General features: G+C 71.0%; 14 protein-coding genes. 6 read left to right on the forward strand and 8 right to left on the reverse strand.

The annotated features are described in order from the left end of the window. Positions 1 to 135 precede the first annotated feature (135 nt). Positions 136 to 1224, reverse strand: a complete 1089-nt coding sequence (gene ychF / locus ABZ659_RS13345) for a redox-regulated ATPase YchF (RefSeq protein WP_360217673.1) — start codon at positions 1222 to 1224, stop codon at positions 136 to 138. A gap of 395 nt (positions 1225 to 1619) precedes the next feature. On the opposite strand from ychF, the gene ABZ659_RS13350 reads away from it, so the two are divergent. Next, positions 1620 to 2039, forward strand: a complete 420-nt coding sequence (locus ABZ659_RS13350; protein ID WP_360217676.1) for a DUF6542 domain-containing protein — start codon at positions 1620 to 1622, stop codon at positions 2037 to 2039. Between the two features lie 28 nt (positions 2040 to 2067). Here ABZ659_RS13350 and ppgK read toward each other — a convergent pair whose 3' ends face one another. Together ppgK and ABZ659_RS13360 are read right to left on the reverse strand one after the other, a co-directional pair. Continuing rightward, the gene (gene ppgK / locus ABZ659_RS13355) at positions 2068 to 2817 is read right to left on the reverse strand and encodes a polyphosphate--glucose phosphotransferase (protein WP_360217679.1); all 750 of its coding nucleotides are present in this window, start codon (positions 2815 to 2817) and stop codon (positions 2068 to 2070) included. A gap of 29 nt (positions 2818 to 2846) precedes the next feature. Next, the gene (locus ABZ659_RS13360) at positions 2847 to 3857 is read right to left on the reverse strand and encodes a 4-hydroxy-3-methylbut-2-enyl diphosphate reductase (protein WP_360217682.1); all 1011 of its coding nucleotides are present in this window, start codon (positions 3855 to 3857) and stop codon (positions 2847 to 2849) included. Between the two features lie 82 nt (positions 3858 to 3939). On the opposite strand from ABZ659_RS13360, the gene xseA reads away from it, so the two are divergent. The 3 genes from xseA to ABZ659_RS13375 all read left to right on the forward strand — a co-directional run bounded on the left by xseA (position 3940) and on the right by ABZ659_RS13375 (position 6155). Next, on the forward strand, positions 3940 to 5160 hold the full coding sequence (gene xseA / locus ABZ659_RS13365; RefSeq protein WP_360217685.1) for an exodeoxyribonuclease VII large subunit: 1221 nt from the start codon (positions 3940 to 3942) through the stop codon (positions 5158 to 5160). A 16-nt stretch (positions 5161 to 5176) separates the two neighbouring features. Continuing rightward, on the forward strand, positions 5177 to 5416 hold the full coding sequence (locus ABZ659_RS13370; protein WP_360217688.1) for an exodeoxyribonuclease VII small subunit: 240 nt from the start codon (positions 5177 to 5179) through the stop codon (positions 5414 to 5416). A 145-nt stretch (positions 5417 to 5561) separates the two neighbouring features. After that, positions 5562 to 6155 carry a malonic semialdehyde reductase gene (locus tag ABZ659_RS13375; protein ID WP_360217691.1) on the forward strand — a complete coding sequence of 198 codons (594 nt, stop codon included), beginning with the start codon at positions 5562 to 5564 and terminating at the stop codon, positions 6153 to 6155. A 133-nt stretch (positions 6156 to 6288) separates the two neighbouring features. Here the strand turns inward: ABZ659_RS13375 and ABZ659_RS13380 are convergent, their stop codons facing one another. Beyond that, positions 6289 to 6822, reverse strand: coding sequence for a DUF4245 domain-containing protein (locus ABZ659_RS13380; RefSeq protein WP_360217694.1), 534 nt, complete (start codon positions 6820 to 6822; stop codon positions 6289 to 6291). 128 nt (positions 6823 to 6950) lie between these two features. Between ABZ659_RS13380 and glpX the strand changes: the two genes are divergently transcribed. Continuing rightward, complete coding sequence (gene glpX / locus ABZ659_RS13385) at positions 6951 to 7982, forward strand: class II fructose-bisphosphatase (protein ID WP_360217697.1); 1032 nt, start codon at positions 6951 to 6953, stop codon at positions 7980 to 7982. Between the two features lie 73 nt (positions 7983 to 8055). On the opposite strand, the gene ABZ659_RS13390 is transcribed toward glpX, so the two are convergent. The 3 genes from ABZ659_RS13390 to ABZ659_RS13400 form a co-directional block, all read right to left on the reverse strand. Then, positions 8056 to 8427, reverse strand: coding sequence for a WhiB family transcriptional regulator (locus ABZ659_RS13390; RefSeq protein WP_360217700.1), 372 nt, complete (start codon positions 8425 to 8427; stop codon positions 8056 to 8058). A gap of 165 nt (positions 8428 to 8592) precedes the next feature. Continuing rightward, positions 8593 to 11019, reverse strand: a complete 2427-nt coding sequence (locus ABZ659_RS13395; protein ID WP_360217703.1) for a glycoside hydrolase family 9 protein — start codon at positions 11017 to 11019, stop codon at positions 8593 to 8595. A 151-nt stretch (positions 11020 to 11170) separates the two neighbouring features. Further along, the gene (locus ABZ659_RS13400; RefSeq protein WP_360217706.1) at positions 11171 to 13273 is read right to left on the reverse strand and encodes a cellulase family glycosylhydrolase; all 2103 of its coding nucleotides are present in this window, start codon (positions 13271 to 13273) and stop codon (positions 11171 to 11173) included. 507 nt (positions 13274 to 13780) lie between these two features. Here ABZ659_RS13400 and ABZ659_RS13405 point away from each other — a divergent pair. Continuing rightward, positions 13781 to 16339: a glycoside hydrolase family 9 protein gene (locus tag ABZ659_RS13405; RefSeq protein WP_360217995.1), complete on the forward strand. Its 2559-nt coding sequence runs from the start codon at positions 13781 to 13783 to the stop codon at positions 16337 to 16339. Here the strand turns inward: ABZ659_RS13405 and ABZ659_RS13410 are convergent. Next, a complete protein-coding gene (locus ABZ659_RS13410) occupies positions 16336 to 17061 on the reverse strand; it encodes a DUF1707 domain-containing protein (protein WP_360217709.1) in 726 nt (241 codons plus the stop codon). The genes ABZ659_RS13405 and ABZ659_RS13410 overlap by 4 nt on opposite strands. Positions 17062 to 17087 lie beyond the last annotated feature (26 nt).

The raw sequence follows: 17087 nt of genomic DNA on the forward strand, positions 1-17087 counted from the left end.
ATTCCAGCACGGGCACCCCCATCCCATCCCAGCGCCATCCCAGCACGGGAAAAAGCTAAGGGCCCGACCCCGAAGAGTCGGACCCTCTCTGAGCTGCAAGTTTGCCAGATCAGCGACGTGGTGATGCGTCAGCCGCTACACATTGAAGCGGAACTCCACCACGTCCCCGTCCCGCATCACATAGTCCTTGCCCTCCATGCGGGCCTTTCCCTTCGCGCGGGCCTCGGCGACCGAGCCCGTTTCGACCAGGTCGTCGAAGGAGATGACCTCCGCCTTGATGAAGCCCTTCTGGAAGTCGGTGTGGATGACTCCGGCGGCCTCGGGGGCGGTGGCGCCGCGCTTGATGGTCCAGGCCCGGGACTCCTTGGGGCCTGCCGTGAGGTAGGTCTGGAGGCCGAGGGTGTTGAAGCCCACGCGGGCGAGGGTGGCGAGGCCGGGTTCCTCGGCGCCGACGGATTCGAGGAGTTCCAGGGCGTCCTCCTCGTCCAGTTCGGCGAGGTCCGCCTCCAGCTTGGCGTTCAGGAAGATCGCCTCGGCGGGGGCGACCAGGGCGCGCTGTTCGTCCTTGAAGGCGTCGTCCGTCAGCTCGTCCTCGTCGACGTTGAAGACGTAGAGGAAGGGCTTCGTCGTGAGGAGGTGCAGGTCGTGGAGGAGTTCCGCGCGCTCGCTGCCCTGGACGATGCCGTGGGCGAAGAGGGTCTCACCCTTGTCGAGGATCTCCTTCGCCTCCTCGACCGCCTTGACCTTGGCCACCAGGTCCTTCTTGATCCGGGACTCCTTCTGGAGGCGCGGGAGGACCTTCTCGATGGTCTGGAGGTCGGCGAGGATCAGCTCGGTGTTGATCGTCTCGATGTCGTCCTTCGGCGAGACCTTGCCGTCGACGTGGACGACGTTCTCGTCCTTGAAGGCGCGGATGACCTGGCAGATCGCGTCGGACTCGCGGATGTTCGCGAGGAACTTGTTGCCCAGGCCCTCGCCCTCGGAGGCGCCGCGGACGATGCCCGCGATGTCCACGAAGTCGACCGTCGCCGGAAGGATGCGTTCCGACTTGAAGATCGACGCCAGCTGCGCGAGGCGGGCGTCGGGGACGCCGACCACGCCGACGTTGGGCTCGATCGTGGCGAACGGGTAGTTGGCCGCGAGCACGTCGTTCTTGGTCAGGGCGTTGAACAGGGTCGACTTGCCGACATTCGGCAGACCGACGATTCCGATCGTGAGCGACACGTTCTCGACTTCCCGTGCGTGAGGAGGGCCCAGAGGGTCAGGCGAACCCCCAGTCTAAGGGGTGGCCGCACCGGGGGCGGCGATCAGTCGAACGTCTGGCCAAGGTGCGGGCAACGGCGTGTCCGAGAGCTGATTCGGCACATAAAACGACCTAAGTTGGTCGAGTGGAGCAACACAGGACGCGACCTGCCCAGCACGGACCGCGACGCGGGACGGCTCCGCTGCCGCCACAGATGAGGCGGGGCGGGGTTCGCTCCGCCTCCCAATCCAACGCCCAATCCAACGCCCAGCCCAACGCCCGGTCCGGCGCCCGGTCCGCATCCCGGTCTGTCCCCCGGTCGGACGGCAGCCCCGCGGGGGCCCGGACCCGGGCGTCGCCAGCCGTCGGCTCCCTCGTGGCCCGGCTGCCCGGGCCCCGGCTCACCGGGCTCGGGTGCGGGCTGTTCTGCGTCGCGCTGATGCTGCTGCTCGGCTGTCTGGTGCGGCTGCTCTTCGGGACGTCGCCCACCGTGTACGGCGTGCTCTTCCTGCCGGTGTGTCTGCTGAGCGCGCTGTGGGTGCGCAACGGGGACCTGCCCAGCGCGCCCGTCGTGGTACCCATCGCCTTCGCCGCCGGGCTGCTCTTCGTCGCCGACAGCGGGGACGGCGGCTTCGGCGGGCATGTCGTCGGGCTCGCGACCACCCTGGCCACCGAGGCGGGGTGGCTGTACGGCGGGACCCTCGTCACCGGGGTGATCGTCACCGTACGGAAGGTGCGGCTGATGGGGAGGGGGCGGGGGCGCCGGGTTCGCGGTGACCGGCGCCCCTCCGGCTGAGCCTCGTCAAGGCCCCCGGCACCCGCCCTCAGGCCATGACCGACGCCGCCCGCATCGCCGCCCCCACGATCCCCGCGTTGTTCTGGAGTTGCGCCGGGACGATCTCCGCCCTGATGCCGTCGATGTGGTGGAGGAACTTCTCCGACTTGCGGCTGACCCCGCCGCCGACGATGAACAGCTCAGGCGAGAACAGCATCTCCACATGGGCCAGGTATCTCTGCACCCGGTGCGCCCAGTGCTCCCACGTCAGGTCGTGGTCCTCCTTGGCCTTGCTGGAGGCGCGCTTCTCCGCGTCGTGGCCGTGCAGTTCCAGGTGGCCCAGTTCCGTGTTGGGCACGAGCACGCCGTCCGTGAAGACGGCGCTGCCGATGCCGGTGCCGAAGGTGAGCAGGATGACCGTGCCCCTGCGGTCGCGCCCGGCGCCGAAGGCCATCTCGGCGACGCCCGCCGCGTCGGCGTCGTTGACCACCGTGACCGGCAGGCCGCCGAGCCGCTCGCCGAACAACGCGCGCGCGTCGGTGTCGATCCAGCTCTTGTCGACATTGGCCGCCGTACGGACCGTCGAACCGCCGGTCACCACGCCCGGGAAGGTCAGCCCGACCGGGCCCGTCCAGCCGAAGTGCTCGACGACCTGCCTGACGCCGTCGGCCACCCCGTCCGGCGTCGCCGGATGCGGGGTGAGTACCTTGAACCGCTCCGCGGCCAGGTCGCCCCTGTCCAAGTCCACAGGGGCGCCCTTGATACCGGACCCGCCGATGTCCACACCGAAGATCTGCATGGCCCTACGTTACGACGGGGGACGGACAGTCACTCCTGGGCGGTACCCGTGCGCCCCGCGATCAGCGACGCCGCCTCCTCGCGCAGGTCCCGGCGCAGTTCCTTGGGCAGCGAGAAGGTGATGGACTCCTCGGCCGCCTTCACGATCTCCACGTCCGCGTAACCGCGCTGGCCGAGCCACTCCAGGACCTGCTCGACCAGCACCTCGGGGACGGACGCGCCGGAGGTGACGCCGACCGTGGTCACGCCCTCCAGCCACGCCTCCTCGATCTCGTCGGCGAAGTCCACCAGGTACGCCTCCCGCGCCCCGGCGAGCTTGGCGACCTCGACCAGGCGCTTGGAGTTGGAGGAGTTCCGGGAGCCGACGACGATCACCAGCTCCGCCTCCGCGCCCATCTGCTTCACGGCGAGCTGACGGTTCTGCGTGGCGTAGCAGATGTCGTCGCTGGGCGGGGAGATCAGCTGGGGGAACTTCTCCTTCAGGGCGTCCACCGTCTCCATCGTCTCGTCCACGCTCAGCGTGGTCTGGGAGAGCCAGACGACCTTGGACTCGTCGCGGACCTCGACCTTCGCCACGTCGTCGGGACCGTCGACGAGCTGGATGTGGTCGGGGGCCTCGCCGGAGGTGCCGATGACCTCCTCGTGGCCCTCGTGGCCGATCAACAGGATGTCGTAGTCCTCGTCGGCGAACCGGACGGCTTCCTTGTGGACCTTCGTGACCAGCGGGCAGGTGGCGTCGATGGTGGCGAGGCGGCCTTCGCGGGCCTCGTCGTGGACGGTCGGGGCGACGCCGTGCGCGGAGAACATCACGATGTTGCCGGGCGGCACCTCCTCCGTCCGCTCGACGAAGACGGCGCCCTTCCGCTCCAGGGTCTGTACGACGTACTTGTTGTGGACGATCTCGTGGCGGACGTAGACCGGGGCCCCGTACTGTTCGAGCGCCTTCTCGACGGCGATCACGGCGCGGTCCACACCGGCGCAGTAGCCCCGGGGGGCGGCGAGCAGGACACGGCGGCCAGGCGAAGCAGTCATGGGACCCATCGTAAGGCCGCGCCCCGCGGCGCCGAGTCGGTCACCCCGGGGCTGTCGGTGACTGTCAGTGGCTGCGACTACGCTCGCGGGCATGGCTGCCAACACGTCCGCGCAATCCCCGCTGCCCGTCGGTGAGGTGTCGCGGCTCATCGGGGGGTGGATCGACCGGCTCGGCGCCGTGTGGGTCGAGGGGCAGATCACGCAGTTGTCGCGGCGGCCGGGCGCGGGGGTGGTGTTCCTGACGCTGCGGGACCCGTCGTACGACATCTCCGTGAGCGTCACCTGCTACCGGCAGGTGTTCGACGCCGTCGCCGACGTGGTGAGCGAGGGCGCGCGGGTGGTCGTGCACGCCAAGCCGGAGTGGTACGCCCCGCGCGGGCAGCTGTCGCTGCGGGCGGCGGAGATACGGCCGGTGGGGGTCGGGGAGCTGCTCGCGCGTCTCGAACGGCTGAAGAAGGCGCTGGCGGCGGAGGGGCTGTTCGCGGCGGAGCGCAAGAAGCCGCTGCCGTTCCTGCCGCAGTTGGTCGGACTGGTCTGCGGCCGGGCCTCGGCGGCCGAGCGGGACGTGCTGGAGAACGCCCGGCACCGCTGGCCCGCCGTCCGCTTCGAGGTGCGCAACGTGGCGGTGCAGGGCGTGCACGCGGTGCCGCAGGTGGTGCGGGCGGTGAAGGAGCTGGACGCCCTCGACGAGGTGGACGTGATCGTCGTCGCGCGCGGCGGGGGCAGCGTGGAGGACCTGCTGCCGTTCTCCGACGAGGAGTTGGTGCGCACGGTGGCCGCCTGCCGTACGCCGGTGGTGTCCGCGATCGGGCACGAGCCCGACAACCCGCTGCTCGACCACGTCGCCGACCTGCGGGCCTCGACGCCGACCGACGCCGCGAAGAAGGTCGTCCCGGACGTCGGCGAGGAGTACGAGCGGGTACGGCTGCTGCGCGACCGCGCGCGGCGGTGTGTGCGGGCGTACGTCGACCGGGAGGAGCGCGGGCTCGCCCACGCGCTCGCCCGGCCGTCCATGGAGGACCCGCACCGGATGATCGACGAGCGCGCCGAGCAGGTCGCGGCGCTGCTCGACCGGGCGCGGCGCTCCTTCGGGCACCAGCTCGACCGCGCCCACTCGGATCTCACGCACACGCACGCGCGCGTGGTGGCCCTCTCCCCCGCGGCCACCCTGCAGCGTGGCTACGCGGTGCTCCAGAAGGCGGACGGCCATGTCGTCCGCGCCCCGGACGAGGTCACCGGCGGGGAGCCGCTGCGGGCGCGGGTGGCGGAGGGCGAGTTCTCGGTACGAGTCGACACTAAGATGGGCGAATGAGCGGCGAGGTGGATGAATGAGCAGCAAGGTGGATGAAGCGCTCGGGTACGAGCAGGCGCGTGACGAGCTGATCGAGGTCGTACGGCGGCTGGAGGCGGGCGGTACGACGCTGGAGGAGTCGCTCGCCCTCTGGGAGCGCGGCGAGGAGCTGGCCAAGGTCTGCCGACGCTGGCTGGACGGGGCCCGGGCACGGCTGGACGCCGCGCTGGCGGAGGAGGAGGCCGAGACGGAGGAGGGCGAGGACGGGGACGAGTAGCGGCGGAGGGCGCCGGTCCGGCGGCGGGCTGTGAAGCGGATCACCCCATCCCACTTTTGGTTGAATATTGAACTTCTGCGGCGTACTGTCGATGTCGTCAGCCACTCCCCCGGGCTGACGCCGCCAGACACGAGAAAGCCGAACCATGTCCCTCGTTCTTGACTCCGCCGCCCAGGACCTGCTGTTCCGCGAGGCCCGCACCGCGAACACCTTCACCGACGAGCCCGTCACCGACGAGCAGATCCAGGCCGTCTACGACCTGGTCAAGTACGGCCCGACGTCGATGAACCAGTCCCCGCTGCGCATCACGCTGGTCCGCTCGGCCGAGGCCCGTGAGCGCCTGGTGGACCTGATGGCCGACGGCAACAAGGAGAAGACCGCCAAGGCCCCGCTGGTCGCGATCCTCTCCGCCGACAACGAGTTCCACCACGAACTGCCCACGCTCTTCCCGCACTTCGAGGGCGCCAGGGACATGTTCGAGGGCTTCGGCCGCGAGGCCCGCGAGGGCAGCGCCACCCTGAACGCCGCCCTCCAGGCCGCCTACTTCCTCATCGGCCTGCGCTCCGCCGGACTGGCCGCCGGCCCGATGACCGGTGCCGACATGGACGCCGTCCGCAAGGAGTTCCTGGACGACGACCACACCCCGCTGATGATCGTCAACATCGGCAAGCCGGGCGAGAACGCCTGGTTCCCGCGCTCCCCGCGACTGGCGTACGACCAGGTCGTCACCACCGTCTGAGGCACCACGGCCTGAGGCACCACGGCCTGAGGCACCACCGTCTGAGACGCCCTTTCCGAGACGCGCCCGCGCACCCGAAGAGGCCCCCGGCATCCCGTGCCGGGGGCCTCTCCCGTTCGTGTCCCCCGTCGCGCTACGACATCTTCAGCGCACCGGCCATCCGCGCGAGCTGCTCGAACGAGCCCGTCCCCGCCACCACCGTCGTCGAGCCCTTGCCGTCGGCGGACTCCTCCAGCACCAGGGCGTCGTACCGGCCGCCGGTGTACCGGGTCCAGGTGCGGCCGCCGATCTCCTCGGTGTCCTCGGTCGCGGTGGCCCCCTGGCTGGCCTCCTTGATGAACCGCTTCCGCTGCTCGGTCGACTGCCCGATGGCCACGTACTCCCCGTCGGGAGCGTGGTAGCCGAGGTGCCAGGTGCCGTACGGCTCGCCCTTGTAGCGGACGGAGGTCGGCTTCCAGCCCTCCGGCAGCCCCTCCGGGGCGGCCACCGGGTAGTCGGCGGCGCGGCGTGCCGTGAGCAGTTCGATGCGGTAGTCCACCCGGGGGAGGTCGGGTTCCTTGTCGTCATGCGGGGTGAAAAGGTAGATCACCCCGGCCGCGAGCAGGCACACCAGGAGCGAGAGCACCATGCCGCGGATCGTCTTCTGCTTGCCATTCGTCCCTGCCACGCCCCCTATCGTCGCAGGTGACCCCTCGCGCTCATCCGTGGGGTGCCCTGCTCATTCTGTCGGCCTGCGGCTAGAGTCGTCGCCAACACCCTCATCCGGCCGTCGTCGTATCAGAAAGGTGCGCACCGATGACCGAGCATCATCTGCCGTCCGAACTCGATGTCCCCTCCGAGGCCCCTGACCGCAACCTCGCCCTGGAACTCGTCCGGGTCACCGAGGCCGCGGCGATGGCCGCGGGCCGCTGGGTCGGCCGCGGCGACAAGAACGGCGCCGACGGGGCGGCGGTACGCGCCATGCGCACCCTCGTCTCGACCGTCTCCATGAACGGCGTGGTCGTCATCGGGGAGGGCGAGAAGGACGAGGCCCCGATGCTCTTCAACGGGGAGCGGGTCGGTGACGGCACCGGCCCCGAGTGCGACATCGCCGTCGACCCGATCGACGGGACGACGCTGACCGCCAAGGGGATGCCGAACGCGATCGCCGTGCTGGCGGCGGCCGAGCGGGGTTCGATGTTCGACCCGTCGGCCGTCTTCTACATGGACAAGCTGGTCACCGGCCCCGACGCCGCCGACTTCGTCGACATCAACGCGCCCGTGTCGGTCAACATCCGCCGGGTCGCCAAGGCCAAGCGGGCCACGCCCGAGGACGTCACCGTCGTCATCCTGGACCGGCCGCGGCACCAGGGGATCATCGAGGAGATCCGGGCGACCGGCGCCCGCATCAAGCTGATCTCCGACGGTGACGTGGCGGGCTCCATCCTCGCGCTGCGCGAGGGCACCGGCATCGACCTGCTGCTCGGGATCGGCGGCACGCCGGAGGGCATCATCTCCGCCTGTGCCGTGAAGTGCCTCGGCGGCACCATCCAGGGCAAGCTCTGGCCGAAGGACGACGACGAGCGGCAGCGGGCGGTCGACGCGGGGCACGACCTCGACCAGGTGCTGACCACCGAGGACCTCGTCACCGGGGAGAACGTGTTCTTCGTGGCGACCGGGATCACGGACGGGGAGCTGATGCGCGGGGTGCGGTATCGGTCGGAGACGGCCACGACCGACTCGATCGTGATGCGGTCGAAGTCGGGGACGGTGCGCAGGATCGACTCCGAGCACCGGCTGAGCAAGCTGCGGGCGTACAGCGCGATCGACTTCGACCGGGCCAAGTAGAAGTCGACGAGGAGAAGCGGGAGAGGGAACAGGAGAAGGAAGGGGTGCGGTTCCCCGCGCCCCTTCTCGGGCCTCAGCCCGCTATGCGGTTGGTGGCGCGGGCCGCCTTCTTCAGTTCCAGGTCGCGGCGGCGGCGCCGGGCGAGGACGACGCGACGCTCGGCGGCGGTGAGGCCGCCCCAGACGCCGTACGGCTCGGGCTGGAGCAGGGCGTGTTCGCGGCACTCGACCATGACCGGGCAGCGGGCGCAGACGCGCTTGGCCGCCTCCTCGCGGGAGAGCCGGGCGGCGGTGGGCTCCTTGGAGGGGGCGAAGAACAGGCCGGCCTCGTCGCGGCGGCACACCGCCTCGGTGTGCCAGGGGGCGTCTTGGTCCCTGTCCCGCACTGGCACCCGCTGGGCCGGAGCGGCAGCTACCTGCGGGGACGAATGCGGCGGTTGCAGCACGGTCTACTCCTGACGACGGCTTCGCGAGCGAGAGACGATGCAGCAAGGTCTACCCGCTGTGCGTGCGCCTATGCAGGGAGTCCCCAACCGCCCGGTCCACAAGGGTGGTTGGACACCCCTGTGGACCGCCGCGCCCCGCGTTCCCCCGGGCCCCCGGGCGTGGACTCACGCCAGCCCGCACTCCCTCCCGTTCAGCTCGAAGCCCGTCGGCGTGCCCGCGGGCGTGCCCGTTCCCTGGAAGCCGAAGCCGACCGTGCCGCCCGCCGGGATCGCGGCGTTGTGGGCGACGTTGGTGGCCGTGACGTCGGCGCCGCTCTGGGACGTGGTCGCGTTCCAGGCGCCGGAGACCTTCTCGGAGCCCTGGAAGGTCCAGCCCAGCTTCCAGCCGTCGATCGCGGTGCCGCCGGTGTTCCGCACCGCGACGTCGGCGGTGAACCCGCCCGTCCAGGACTGGGTGACCTTGTAGGTCACGGCGCAGGAACCGGCCGGGCTAGGCGTGGGCGTGGGAGTGGGCGTCGGAGTCGGAGTCGGCGTCGGAGTCGGCGTGGGGGTCGGAGTCGGCGTGGGGGTCGGAGTCGGTGTGGGCGTCGGCGTGGGCGTCGTGCCGTCGGGGGTCGAGCCCCACTGCTTCTCCGCGCCCTCCATCAGGACGATGCGGGGCGCGTCCACCGGCGTCGTGCCCGGCGTCGTCGCCGACGTGGGGTACGACCAGTCGTTCGACGGGTCCCAGGCCCCCGACGAGCTGATCCGGAACTGCACCTCCTTGCGGTACGCCGACTGCCCCGCCGGGGCGATGGTCGCGTTCGAGCAGTCCACCGTCACGTAGTAGACGCCGTCGCCGTACTCCGCGGCCCGCGTCGGCCCGGAGACCGTCCCGCACTGGTTGTAGTTGGTGGAGTGGCTGATCTGGTCCGGGGTGACCCCCGGCTCCAGCGTGAAGTAGTACCGCAGCGAGGCGTCGGTCAGCGCCCGCGCCGGCCACGCCGACTTGTTGACCAGGTACGCCTTGATCTCCGTGAAGCCCGGCCCGGTGGCGTTCACCGACGCCTGGACGGAGATCTCGGGCCCGTCCGGCTGCTCGGCCTGCGGGAAGTCGGCGAGCGGGCTGCCGCCGTACTCCCCGTAGAGGCGGGCCAGCGCGCCGGTGAAGGCCGCGTTGTAGTCGGTGGCGACCTCGTTGTTCACGTAGTTCGACCGGTCGTCGGTGTAGCTGTCGTCCGGCGCGCTGGGGCCGCCGACCAGGGCCCCGTACAGCGTGTGCCGGGTCTCGGTCGGGCTGGTGAGCTGGTCCGTCCAGGAGCCGTGGGCGGTCCGGTGGTGCGGTTTCGTCGGCGGGTTGGCGCCGAAGCCGACGACGTAGCTCGACTTGCGGGGGTTGTCGCCGAGGGCGTAGTTGATCTGCCGGACGGCGAAGTCGTGGTAGCGGCTCCTGCGCTCGCTGTCCCCGCTGAGCCAGTCCGCGTACTGGAGCGCCACGAAGGCGGTGTTGGCGGCGTACCGCAGGGAGCCCCAGCTGTCGAGCACGGCCTGCCCGCCCGGCGAGTACCGCACCCGCTGGCCGTTGACGCCGACCGTCCACCAGTCGAGCCAGCGGTTGGTGTCGTCGACGTACTTCTGCTTGCCGGTGAGCTGCGCCAGCAGCGCGTACGCCCCGTACGACGAGTCGTCCCAGGACAGCGTCCAGCGGTAGGACCGGGTGCTGGTCTGGGGCTCGGTGGAGAGGTTGTCGTAGGACGACTCGGCCTTGGCCAGGTAGGCCGCGTCGCCGGTCGCCTTGTAGAGCCAGATCGCGCCCCAGACCAGCTCGTCCTGGTAGCCGCTCCAGGAGTTGTAGTACGACTTCGCATCGGTGATGCAGTCGCTGTACTTGCCCCGGTACTGGTCCGCGAAGGCGTACAACTGCTTGGCGTGTGTCACCAGTTCGGCGGCGTACGCCGGGTCGCTGTCCGCGAACACCATCGACGACGACGCCATGGCCGCCGCGGTCTGGCCCGCGAGGTCGGAGCCGGGGCAGGACGCGTCGATCTTGTACGCGGGCCGGGCCATCGGCATGACCTCGGCCGGTCCCCACCACTTGTGGTCGTCCGCGCCGTTGCCGACCTGCCCGTACAGGACGTTCGGGGAGGGGTGCGCCTTGATGAAGTAGTCGTTGACGAAACGGAGGTTGTTCTTCAGGTGGGTGAGCTGCCCCGCGGAGGTGTACGCCGCCTTCTCCTCCACCCCGCCCCAGGCCAGCATGGTCGCGGAGAACGCCATCGGCAGGCCGAACTTGACGTGGTCCCCGGCGTCGTACCAGCCACCGGTCAGGTCGAGGCCGACGTCCTTGCCGTCGTCCAGGCCGGAGTCGCCGCGCCAGCCGACGCGGTTGAAGGCGGGCAGCTCGCCCGACTGCTGCGCCTCGTAGAACGCGACGGACTTCTGGAGTGCCTCACCGTAGTCGAAGGCCGGTGCCGCGGCGGCGGTGGTCGGGTGCGACAGCGGGAGGAGCAGGCCGGCGGCGACCGCGCCGACCACGGCGTACGCGGTGGTGCGGCGGGAGCGCCGTGGGGTCCTGTGGTCTCTTCCGGGTTTCAGGAGGGTGATCGCGCGCACGGAACGTCCCTTCCGACGGTCGGCTGGGGTGGGGGGCGGGTTCGGTGGTGCCGATAGTGCGGGTGGTACGGGTGGTACGGCCTTCCGCCCGGCGCCGTCGGACGGGCGCCGGGCGGACCAGGGGGCAACCGGGCGGACCGGGGAGCGCCCGTCAGGACGGCGGCGTGCCCCAGGCCAGGGCCGTGCCCGTGTACGCGGGGATCTTCGGGGCGTCCGCGTACGCCGTGGCCGTCGAGCGGCTGTAGTCGTCGGCCTCGTCGAAGTTCGACCAGTCCGACTTGCTCATCCGCAGCTGGATGTCCCCGGTGTCCCGCCCGGCCGCGAGCGAGCCCTCGGCGAACGACACCTCCAGGTAGGCGTCCGCGCCCGTGACCGGCGTGGTCAGGTTGACGACCCTCAGCTTCACCTGCGCGCACCCGACCACCGCGTAGTCACACCAGGCGCTGACCGACGGGGCGCCGTCGCGGGTGAAGTAGTAGCGCGCCGACACCGTGCTCAGGTCGACGGACGTGGAGCCCGGGTTCGCGATCACGAGGGACGGGTGGATGGCGTTGTCCGTCGCGGAGGTGTCGTCGTTCTTGTAGCGGACCTTCAGCGCGCCCGACGGGTCGCCGCCCCCGCCGTCCGCCTCGGTCGTCACGCTCAGCGCCGTGGACGCGGCCGACACGTTGCCCGACGCGTCCCTCGCCCGCACGGTGTAGCGGTACGCGGTCGAGGGCGACAGACCGGTGTCCGTGAACGACGTGCCGGTCACCGCCGTGGTGTTCGCCTTCGTCGTGCCCCGGTAGACGTCGTACCCGGCCACGCGCACGTTGTCGGTCGAGGCGGACCACGAGAGGGACACGCTGTTCGCGGTCTTCGCGGTGGCGGTGAGGCCGGTCGGCACGCTGGGCGCGACGGTGTCGTCCGGGTCGGGGGTCCCGCCGCCGTACACGTCGCTCAGGCTGACGCCCGTGGTGCTCCCGGCGCCGCCCAGCGGCACCTCGTGGTCGAGGCTGACGAACTTGCCGCCGTGCTGCCACAGGGCGGGCTTCAGCAGGGCGTACTTCTCCTCGTCCCAGGTCTTCCAGTCGTACCCGAGCAGACCGCCGGTGTCACCGGAGTTGGGGTTGATGCACCAGAAGGTCTGGTGGATGCGGTTCTCGACGATGAGGTCGCGCAGCGCCGTCATCCACTTCTGGTTCGGGCCGCCGTCGAGGAAGCCGCCCCATTCGCCGATGAGCAGCGGCGACGTGTTCTCCTTGTGCAGGTACAGCCAGTTGGGGTCCCAGACGTCCCGTTCGAGGGTCGTGCGGTCCCAGTCGCCGGTGAACCAGGGCTGGGCGAACACGAGCGGGCCGTAGTCGTGCGGCGAGTAGACGAGCTGGTCGCTGTCGGCGCCGAGGTCGACCGGGTGGTCGCGCACGCCGCGCAGGTTGCCGCCCCACCAGGTGGAGTGGTAGTCCGTCGGCGTCGTGGAGGTCCAGCTCACCCCGGCCTTGGGGTACACCTCGATGCCCTCGCACAGCACCAGGACGTTCGGGTTGATCGCCAGGACGCGCTTGCCCGCGGTCTCGCAGGCGTACTTGAAGTTGTCCTGGTCGGTCGAGCCGTCCCACTTGGCACGGGGGGTCTCGTTCGCCCTGCCGTGCGGCTCGTTCTCGATGTCCATGGCGACGAGGGTGTCGTTGGTCTTGTAGCGCGCCGCCACCCACTCCCACGCGCTGTAGAACTGCTCGGTGGTGATGTCGCCCTTCCACCACACCGGGTACACGTGCCCGGAGTTGTCGGCCTCCGCGCTGTGCACGTCCAGCAGGACCTTGATGCCGTACTGCTCGCACAGCCGCAGCCAGTAGTCGAAGACCTCCAGCGAGGTCTTGCCCTCCAGCTCGGGGTTGGCGTAGGCGTTGACGCCGGACGGGACGGTCGCCTGTCCCGCCTTCCACTCCAGCAGGAGCTGCGTCGAGATCGGCACCCGGACGATGTTGATGCCGCGGTCGGCCATCGACTTGGTGAGGTCGGTGATGTTGGCGGACCACAGCCCGTGGAAGACCCGCTCGGAGGCGTTGAAGCCGAACCAGTTGGCCCCGGTGAGCCAGACCTCGTCGCCGTTCGCGTCGACGATCCTGTTGCCCCGGGTGTGCAGCCAGTCGTCGCCCGCCGCGGCGGCGCTGGTCGTCGCTTCCTCGGCCGTCCTGGCGTCCGGCGCCGGGGCGGCCTGGGCCACCGCCCCGCCCGCGAGGCCGCCCACCGCGACGAGCGCCGCGGTCAGCACCGCGGCCAGGAGTCGTCGGGGGTGCCGACTGTCTCTTCGAAACTGCCTCACTATGCGCTGACCTTTCCGTCTGGAGCGGGAGAACGGGAGGTGCACGTGCGTGGAGCCGGAACGCGGGGCCCGCGCCGGGAGCGCTCCCAGGGACAGGAGCCGGTGGGAGCGCTCCCACCGCCTGCTTCGGCCAGGACTGTAGGGCCGTTCCACCCCCTTGGCAAGACACATCGCACGGTTCTCATCCGCCGTGAGGCAGAGCCGAGTTGGGGACGAAACAGGCCGATCGCTGTCCGATGTCTTGACGCCGCATCACTCACTCCCGACATTGGGAGCGCTCCCATCCCTGTGTGCGCTCCCGTAACCCGGAGCCGTCGCACACCCCTACTCCCCGAAGAGGACCATGGCGTGTCGCCTCATCAGCTCCCCCCTCCGCACCGGGTCCGCACGGCCCGTACGTCCCGCCGCCCGGGCCGGCGCGGCCGTCTCGCGCTGACGGTCACCGCCCTCACCGGGCTGCTCGCCGGTGCCCTGGCCACCACCCCCGCCTCCGGCGCCGAGCCCGCCGACGAACCGCCCGAGCTGATCGTCAACGGCGACTTCAGCGCCGGTACCGCCCCGTGGTGGTGGACCGAGAACAGCCCCGGCGCCGTGGTCGACGGGCGCCTGTGCGCCGACGTCCCGGCCGGCACGGCCAACCCGTGGGACGCCATCATCGGGCAGAACGGGCTCGCCCTCACGGCCGGTGAGGGATACACGCTCAGCTACACGGCGACGTCGACGGTGCCGGTCACCATACGCACCAACGTCCAGATGGCCGTCGAGCCCTGGACGACGGAGCTGTCCGCCGCCCAGCCGGTCGGGACGAGCGCCGAGCGCGTGACCCACACCTTCACGGCGGCGGCCGACCACGACGCCGCCCAGCTCGCCTTCCAGATCGGCGGCAGCGCCGAGGCGTTCACGTTCTGCGTGGACGACGTCTCCCTGCGCGGCGGCAGCGCACCGCCCCCGTACGAGCCGGACACCGGCTCGCCCGTCCGCGTCAACCAGGTCGGCTACCTCACCAACGGCCCGAAGAACGGCACCGTGGTCACCGACGCCACCGAGCCGCTGACGTGGACGGTCAACGCCGCCGACGGGACCCAGCAGGCGAGCGGCACCACCGCACCGGCCGGGGTGGACCCCACCTCGCGCCAGAACGTGCACACCTTCGACTTCAGCTCCGTGACCACCCCCGGGGACGGCTACACCGTCACGGTCGGGGAGGACGAGAGCGAGCCGTTCTCGATCGGCGACGACCTCTACGACTCGCTGCGCACGGACGCGCTCGCGTACTTCTACCACAACCGCAGCGGCATCGAGATCGACGCGGACATCGTCGGCGAGGAGTACGCCCGTCCCGCCGGGCACCTGGGCGTGAGCCCCAACCAGGGCGACACGGACGTCCCCTGCCAGCCCGGCGTCTGCGACTACCGCCTGAACGCGGCCGGCGGCTGGTACGACGCCGGTGACCACGGCAAGTACGTCGTCAACGGCGGCATATCCGTGGCCCAGTTGATGTCCACCTACGAACGGACCCTGACGGCACAGCACGCCGACGGCGCCCCGCTCGGCGACGGCAGGCTGCGGCTGCCGGAGCACGGCAACGCCACGCCCGACATCCTGGACGAGGCCCGCTGGCAGCTGGACTTCCTGATGCGGATGATGGTGCCGGAGGGCGAGCCGCTGGCCGGGATGGCGCACCACAAGCTCCACGACCGGGCGTGGACCGGTCTGCCGCTGCGCCCCGACCAGGACCCGCAGCCCCGTGAGCTGCACCCGCCGACCACCGCGGCGACCCTCAACGTGGCCGCCACCGCCGCCCAGTGCGCCCGCCTCTTCGCGCCCTACGACGCCGACTTCGCGGCCAGGTGCCGTACGGCGGCGGTCACCGCCTGGAACGCGGCCAAGGCCCACCCGGACGTCTACGCCGACCCGGACGACGGCACGGGCGGCGGCACGTACGCCGACAACGACGTGCGCGACGAGTTCTACTGGGCCGCGGCCGAGCTGTTCCTCACCACCGGCCAGGACACCTACCGCCAGGAGGTGCTGCGTTCACCGCTGCACGGCCACACCGACCTGGTCTTCCCGGCGGGCGGCATCTCGTGGGGGTCCGTGGCGGGCCTGGGCGCGCTGGACCTGGCGACCGTGCCGGGCAAGCTGACGGCCGACCAGCTCCAGTCGGTGCGGACCATGGTGACCGGGGCCGCCGACCGGTACGCGGCCGACTCGGCCGAGGCCGCCTACGGGCTGCCGTACGCGCCGTCCGACGGCCGCTACGTCTGGGGCTCGAACAGCCAGGTCGCCAACAACATGGTCGTCCTGGGCACGGCCCACGACCTGACCGGCGAGGCCGCCTACCGCGACGCCGTACTGCGGGGGCTCGACTACCTGCTGGGCCGCAACCCGCTCAACCAGTCGTACGTCACCGGGTACGGCGAGCGGGACTCGCACAACCAGCACCACCGCTTCTGGGCGCACCAGCTCGACCCGGCCCTGCCGAACCCGGCGCCGGGTTCGCTGGCGGGCGGTCCGAACAGCGGCATCGAGGACCCGGTCGCGCAGAGCAAGCTGCAGGGCTGCGCGCCCGCGATGTGCTACATCGACGACATCGAGTCGTGGTCGACGAACGAGATCACCATCAACTGGAACGCCCCGCTCGCCTGGGTGGCCTCCTACGTGGACGACCTGGGGAGCGGCGGCGCCCGCAGCCCGGTCTGTGAGGTCACCTACACCTCGACCCGGTGGGACGGCGGCTTCACCACGCAGGTCGTGGTGAAGAACACCGGCACCCGGACGGTCAGCCCCTGGCAGCTGTCGTGGACGTTCGGTGACACGCAGCGCGTGCGGGACCCGTGGGGCGCGACCGTCACCCAGACCGGCCCGCAGGTCGTGGCCGAGTCGCTGAGCTGGAACGCCACGCTGGCCCCCGGCGCCACGACGCGCTTCGGCTTCAACGGCACGGCGAGCGGCCAGGTGTCCGACCCGAGGGCCTTCCGGCTGAACGGCGAGTCCTGCGGGGTGCGGAGCTAGCCGGTGACGTCCCGGCGCGGCCCGCTGGTGCGCTTGCCCGTGACGCGGTCGAGGATGTCCGCGACGAGCTTGCCGCGCTTGGGCCGCGCCTCGATGTTGCCCAGCACCGACCAGCCCTCGACGTAGACGACGGGCGCCTCCGGGTCGCCCGCGTCCAGGCTGTCCACCTCGAAGTTGCCGAGGACGCCGCCGCCGGAGCCGTGCAGCGAGATGTTCGCCGGGACCCTGACCTCGACGTTGCCGAAGACCGAGATCGCCTTGATGACGACCTGCTGGTACTCGAAGAGGGCCTCGCTCAGATCGATCTCGACGCTGCCGAAGACCGAGTACGCGTGGATACGGCGGCCCACGCGCCAGCGCCCCTTGCGGGAGGCGTTGCTGAAGACCGCGACGACGTTGTCATCGGGGTCGACGGGTATCGCACCGGCGGCCGGACGACCGGGGACATGGGCGAACGGCGGCGCGGACGGCCGCTGCTGCCGGTCCTGGCCGCCGGGCAGGTCGCGGACGAGCGGGGTCAGCTCGCCGACCGTCCTCGCCCGGTACACCCGCTCGACCCGCTCGGCGTGCTCCTCGGCCGTCAGACGGCCCTCGGCCAGGGCGTCGCGCAGGACGTCCGCGATACGGTCCCGGTCGGCGTCGGAGGCGCGCAGCTCACCGGGGGCGGGAGCGGCGGCAGCAGGGGCGTCGGCGGCGGTGGCGGTCTGCTTCTCAAGGTCCACGCCAGCAGCGTACCGAAACACGATAG

This window comes from Streptomyces sp. NPDC006997, assembly GCF_040635175.1.
Taxonomy (GTDB): domain Bacteria; phylum Actinomycetota; class Actinomycetes; order Streptomycetales; family Streptomycetaceae; genus Streptomyces.

What these genes read in the sequence shown, in the direction of transcription:
- ppgK (WP_360217679.1), bottom strand. Translation starts at nt 2,817, where the DNA reads ATGCAGATCTTCGGTGTGGACATCGGCGGGTCCGGTATCAAGGGCGCC.
- ABZ659_RS13360 (WP_360217682.1), bottom strand. Translation starts at nt 3,857, where the DNA reads ATGGGTCCCATGACTGCTTCGCCTGGCCGCCGTGTCCTGCTCGCCGCC.
- xseA (WP_360217685.1), top strand. Translation starts at nt 3,940, where the DNA reads ATGGCTGCCAACACGTCCGCGCAATCCCCGCTGCCCGTCGGTGAGGTG.
- ABZ659_RS13370 (WP_360217688.1), top strand. Translation starts at nt 5,177, where the DNA reads ATGAGCAGCAAGGTGGATGAAGCGCTCGGGTACGAGCAGGCGCGTGAC.
- ABZ659_RS13375 (WP_360217691.1), top strand. Translation starts at nt 5,562, where the DNA reads ATGTCCCTCGTTCTTGACTCCGCCGCCCAGGACCTGCTGTTCCGCGAG.
- glpX (WP_360217697.1), top strand. Translation starts at nt 6,951, where the DNA reads ATGACCGAGCATCATCTGCCGTCCGAACTCGATGTCCCCTCCGAGGCC.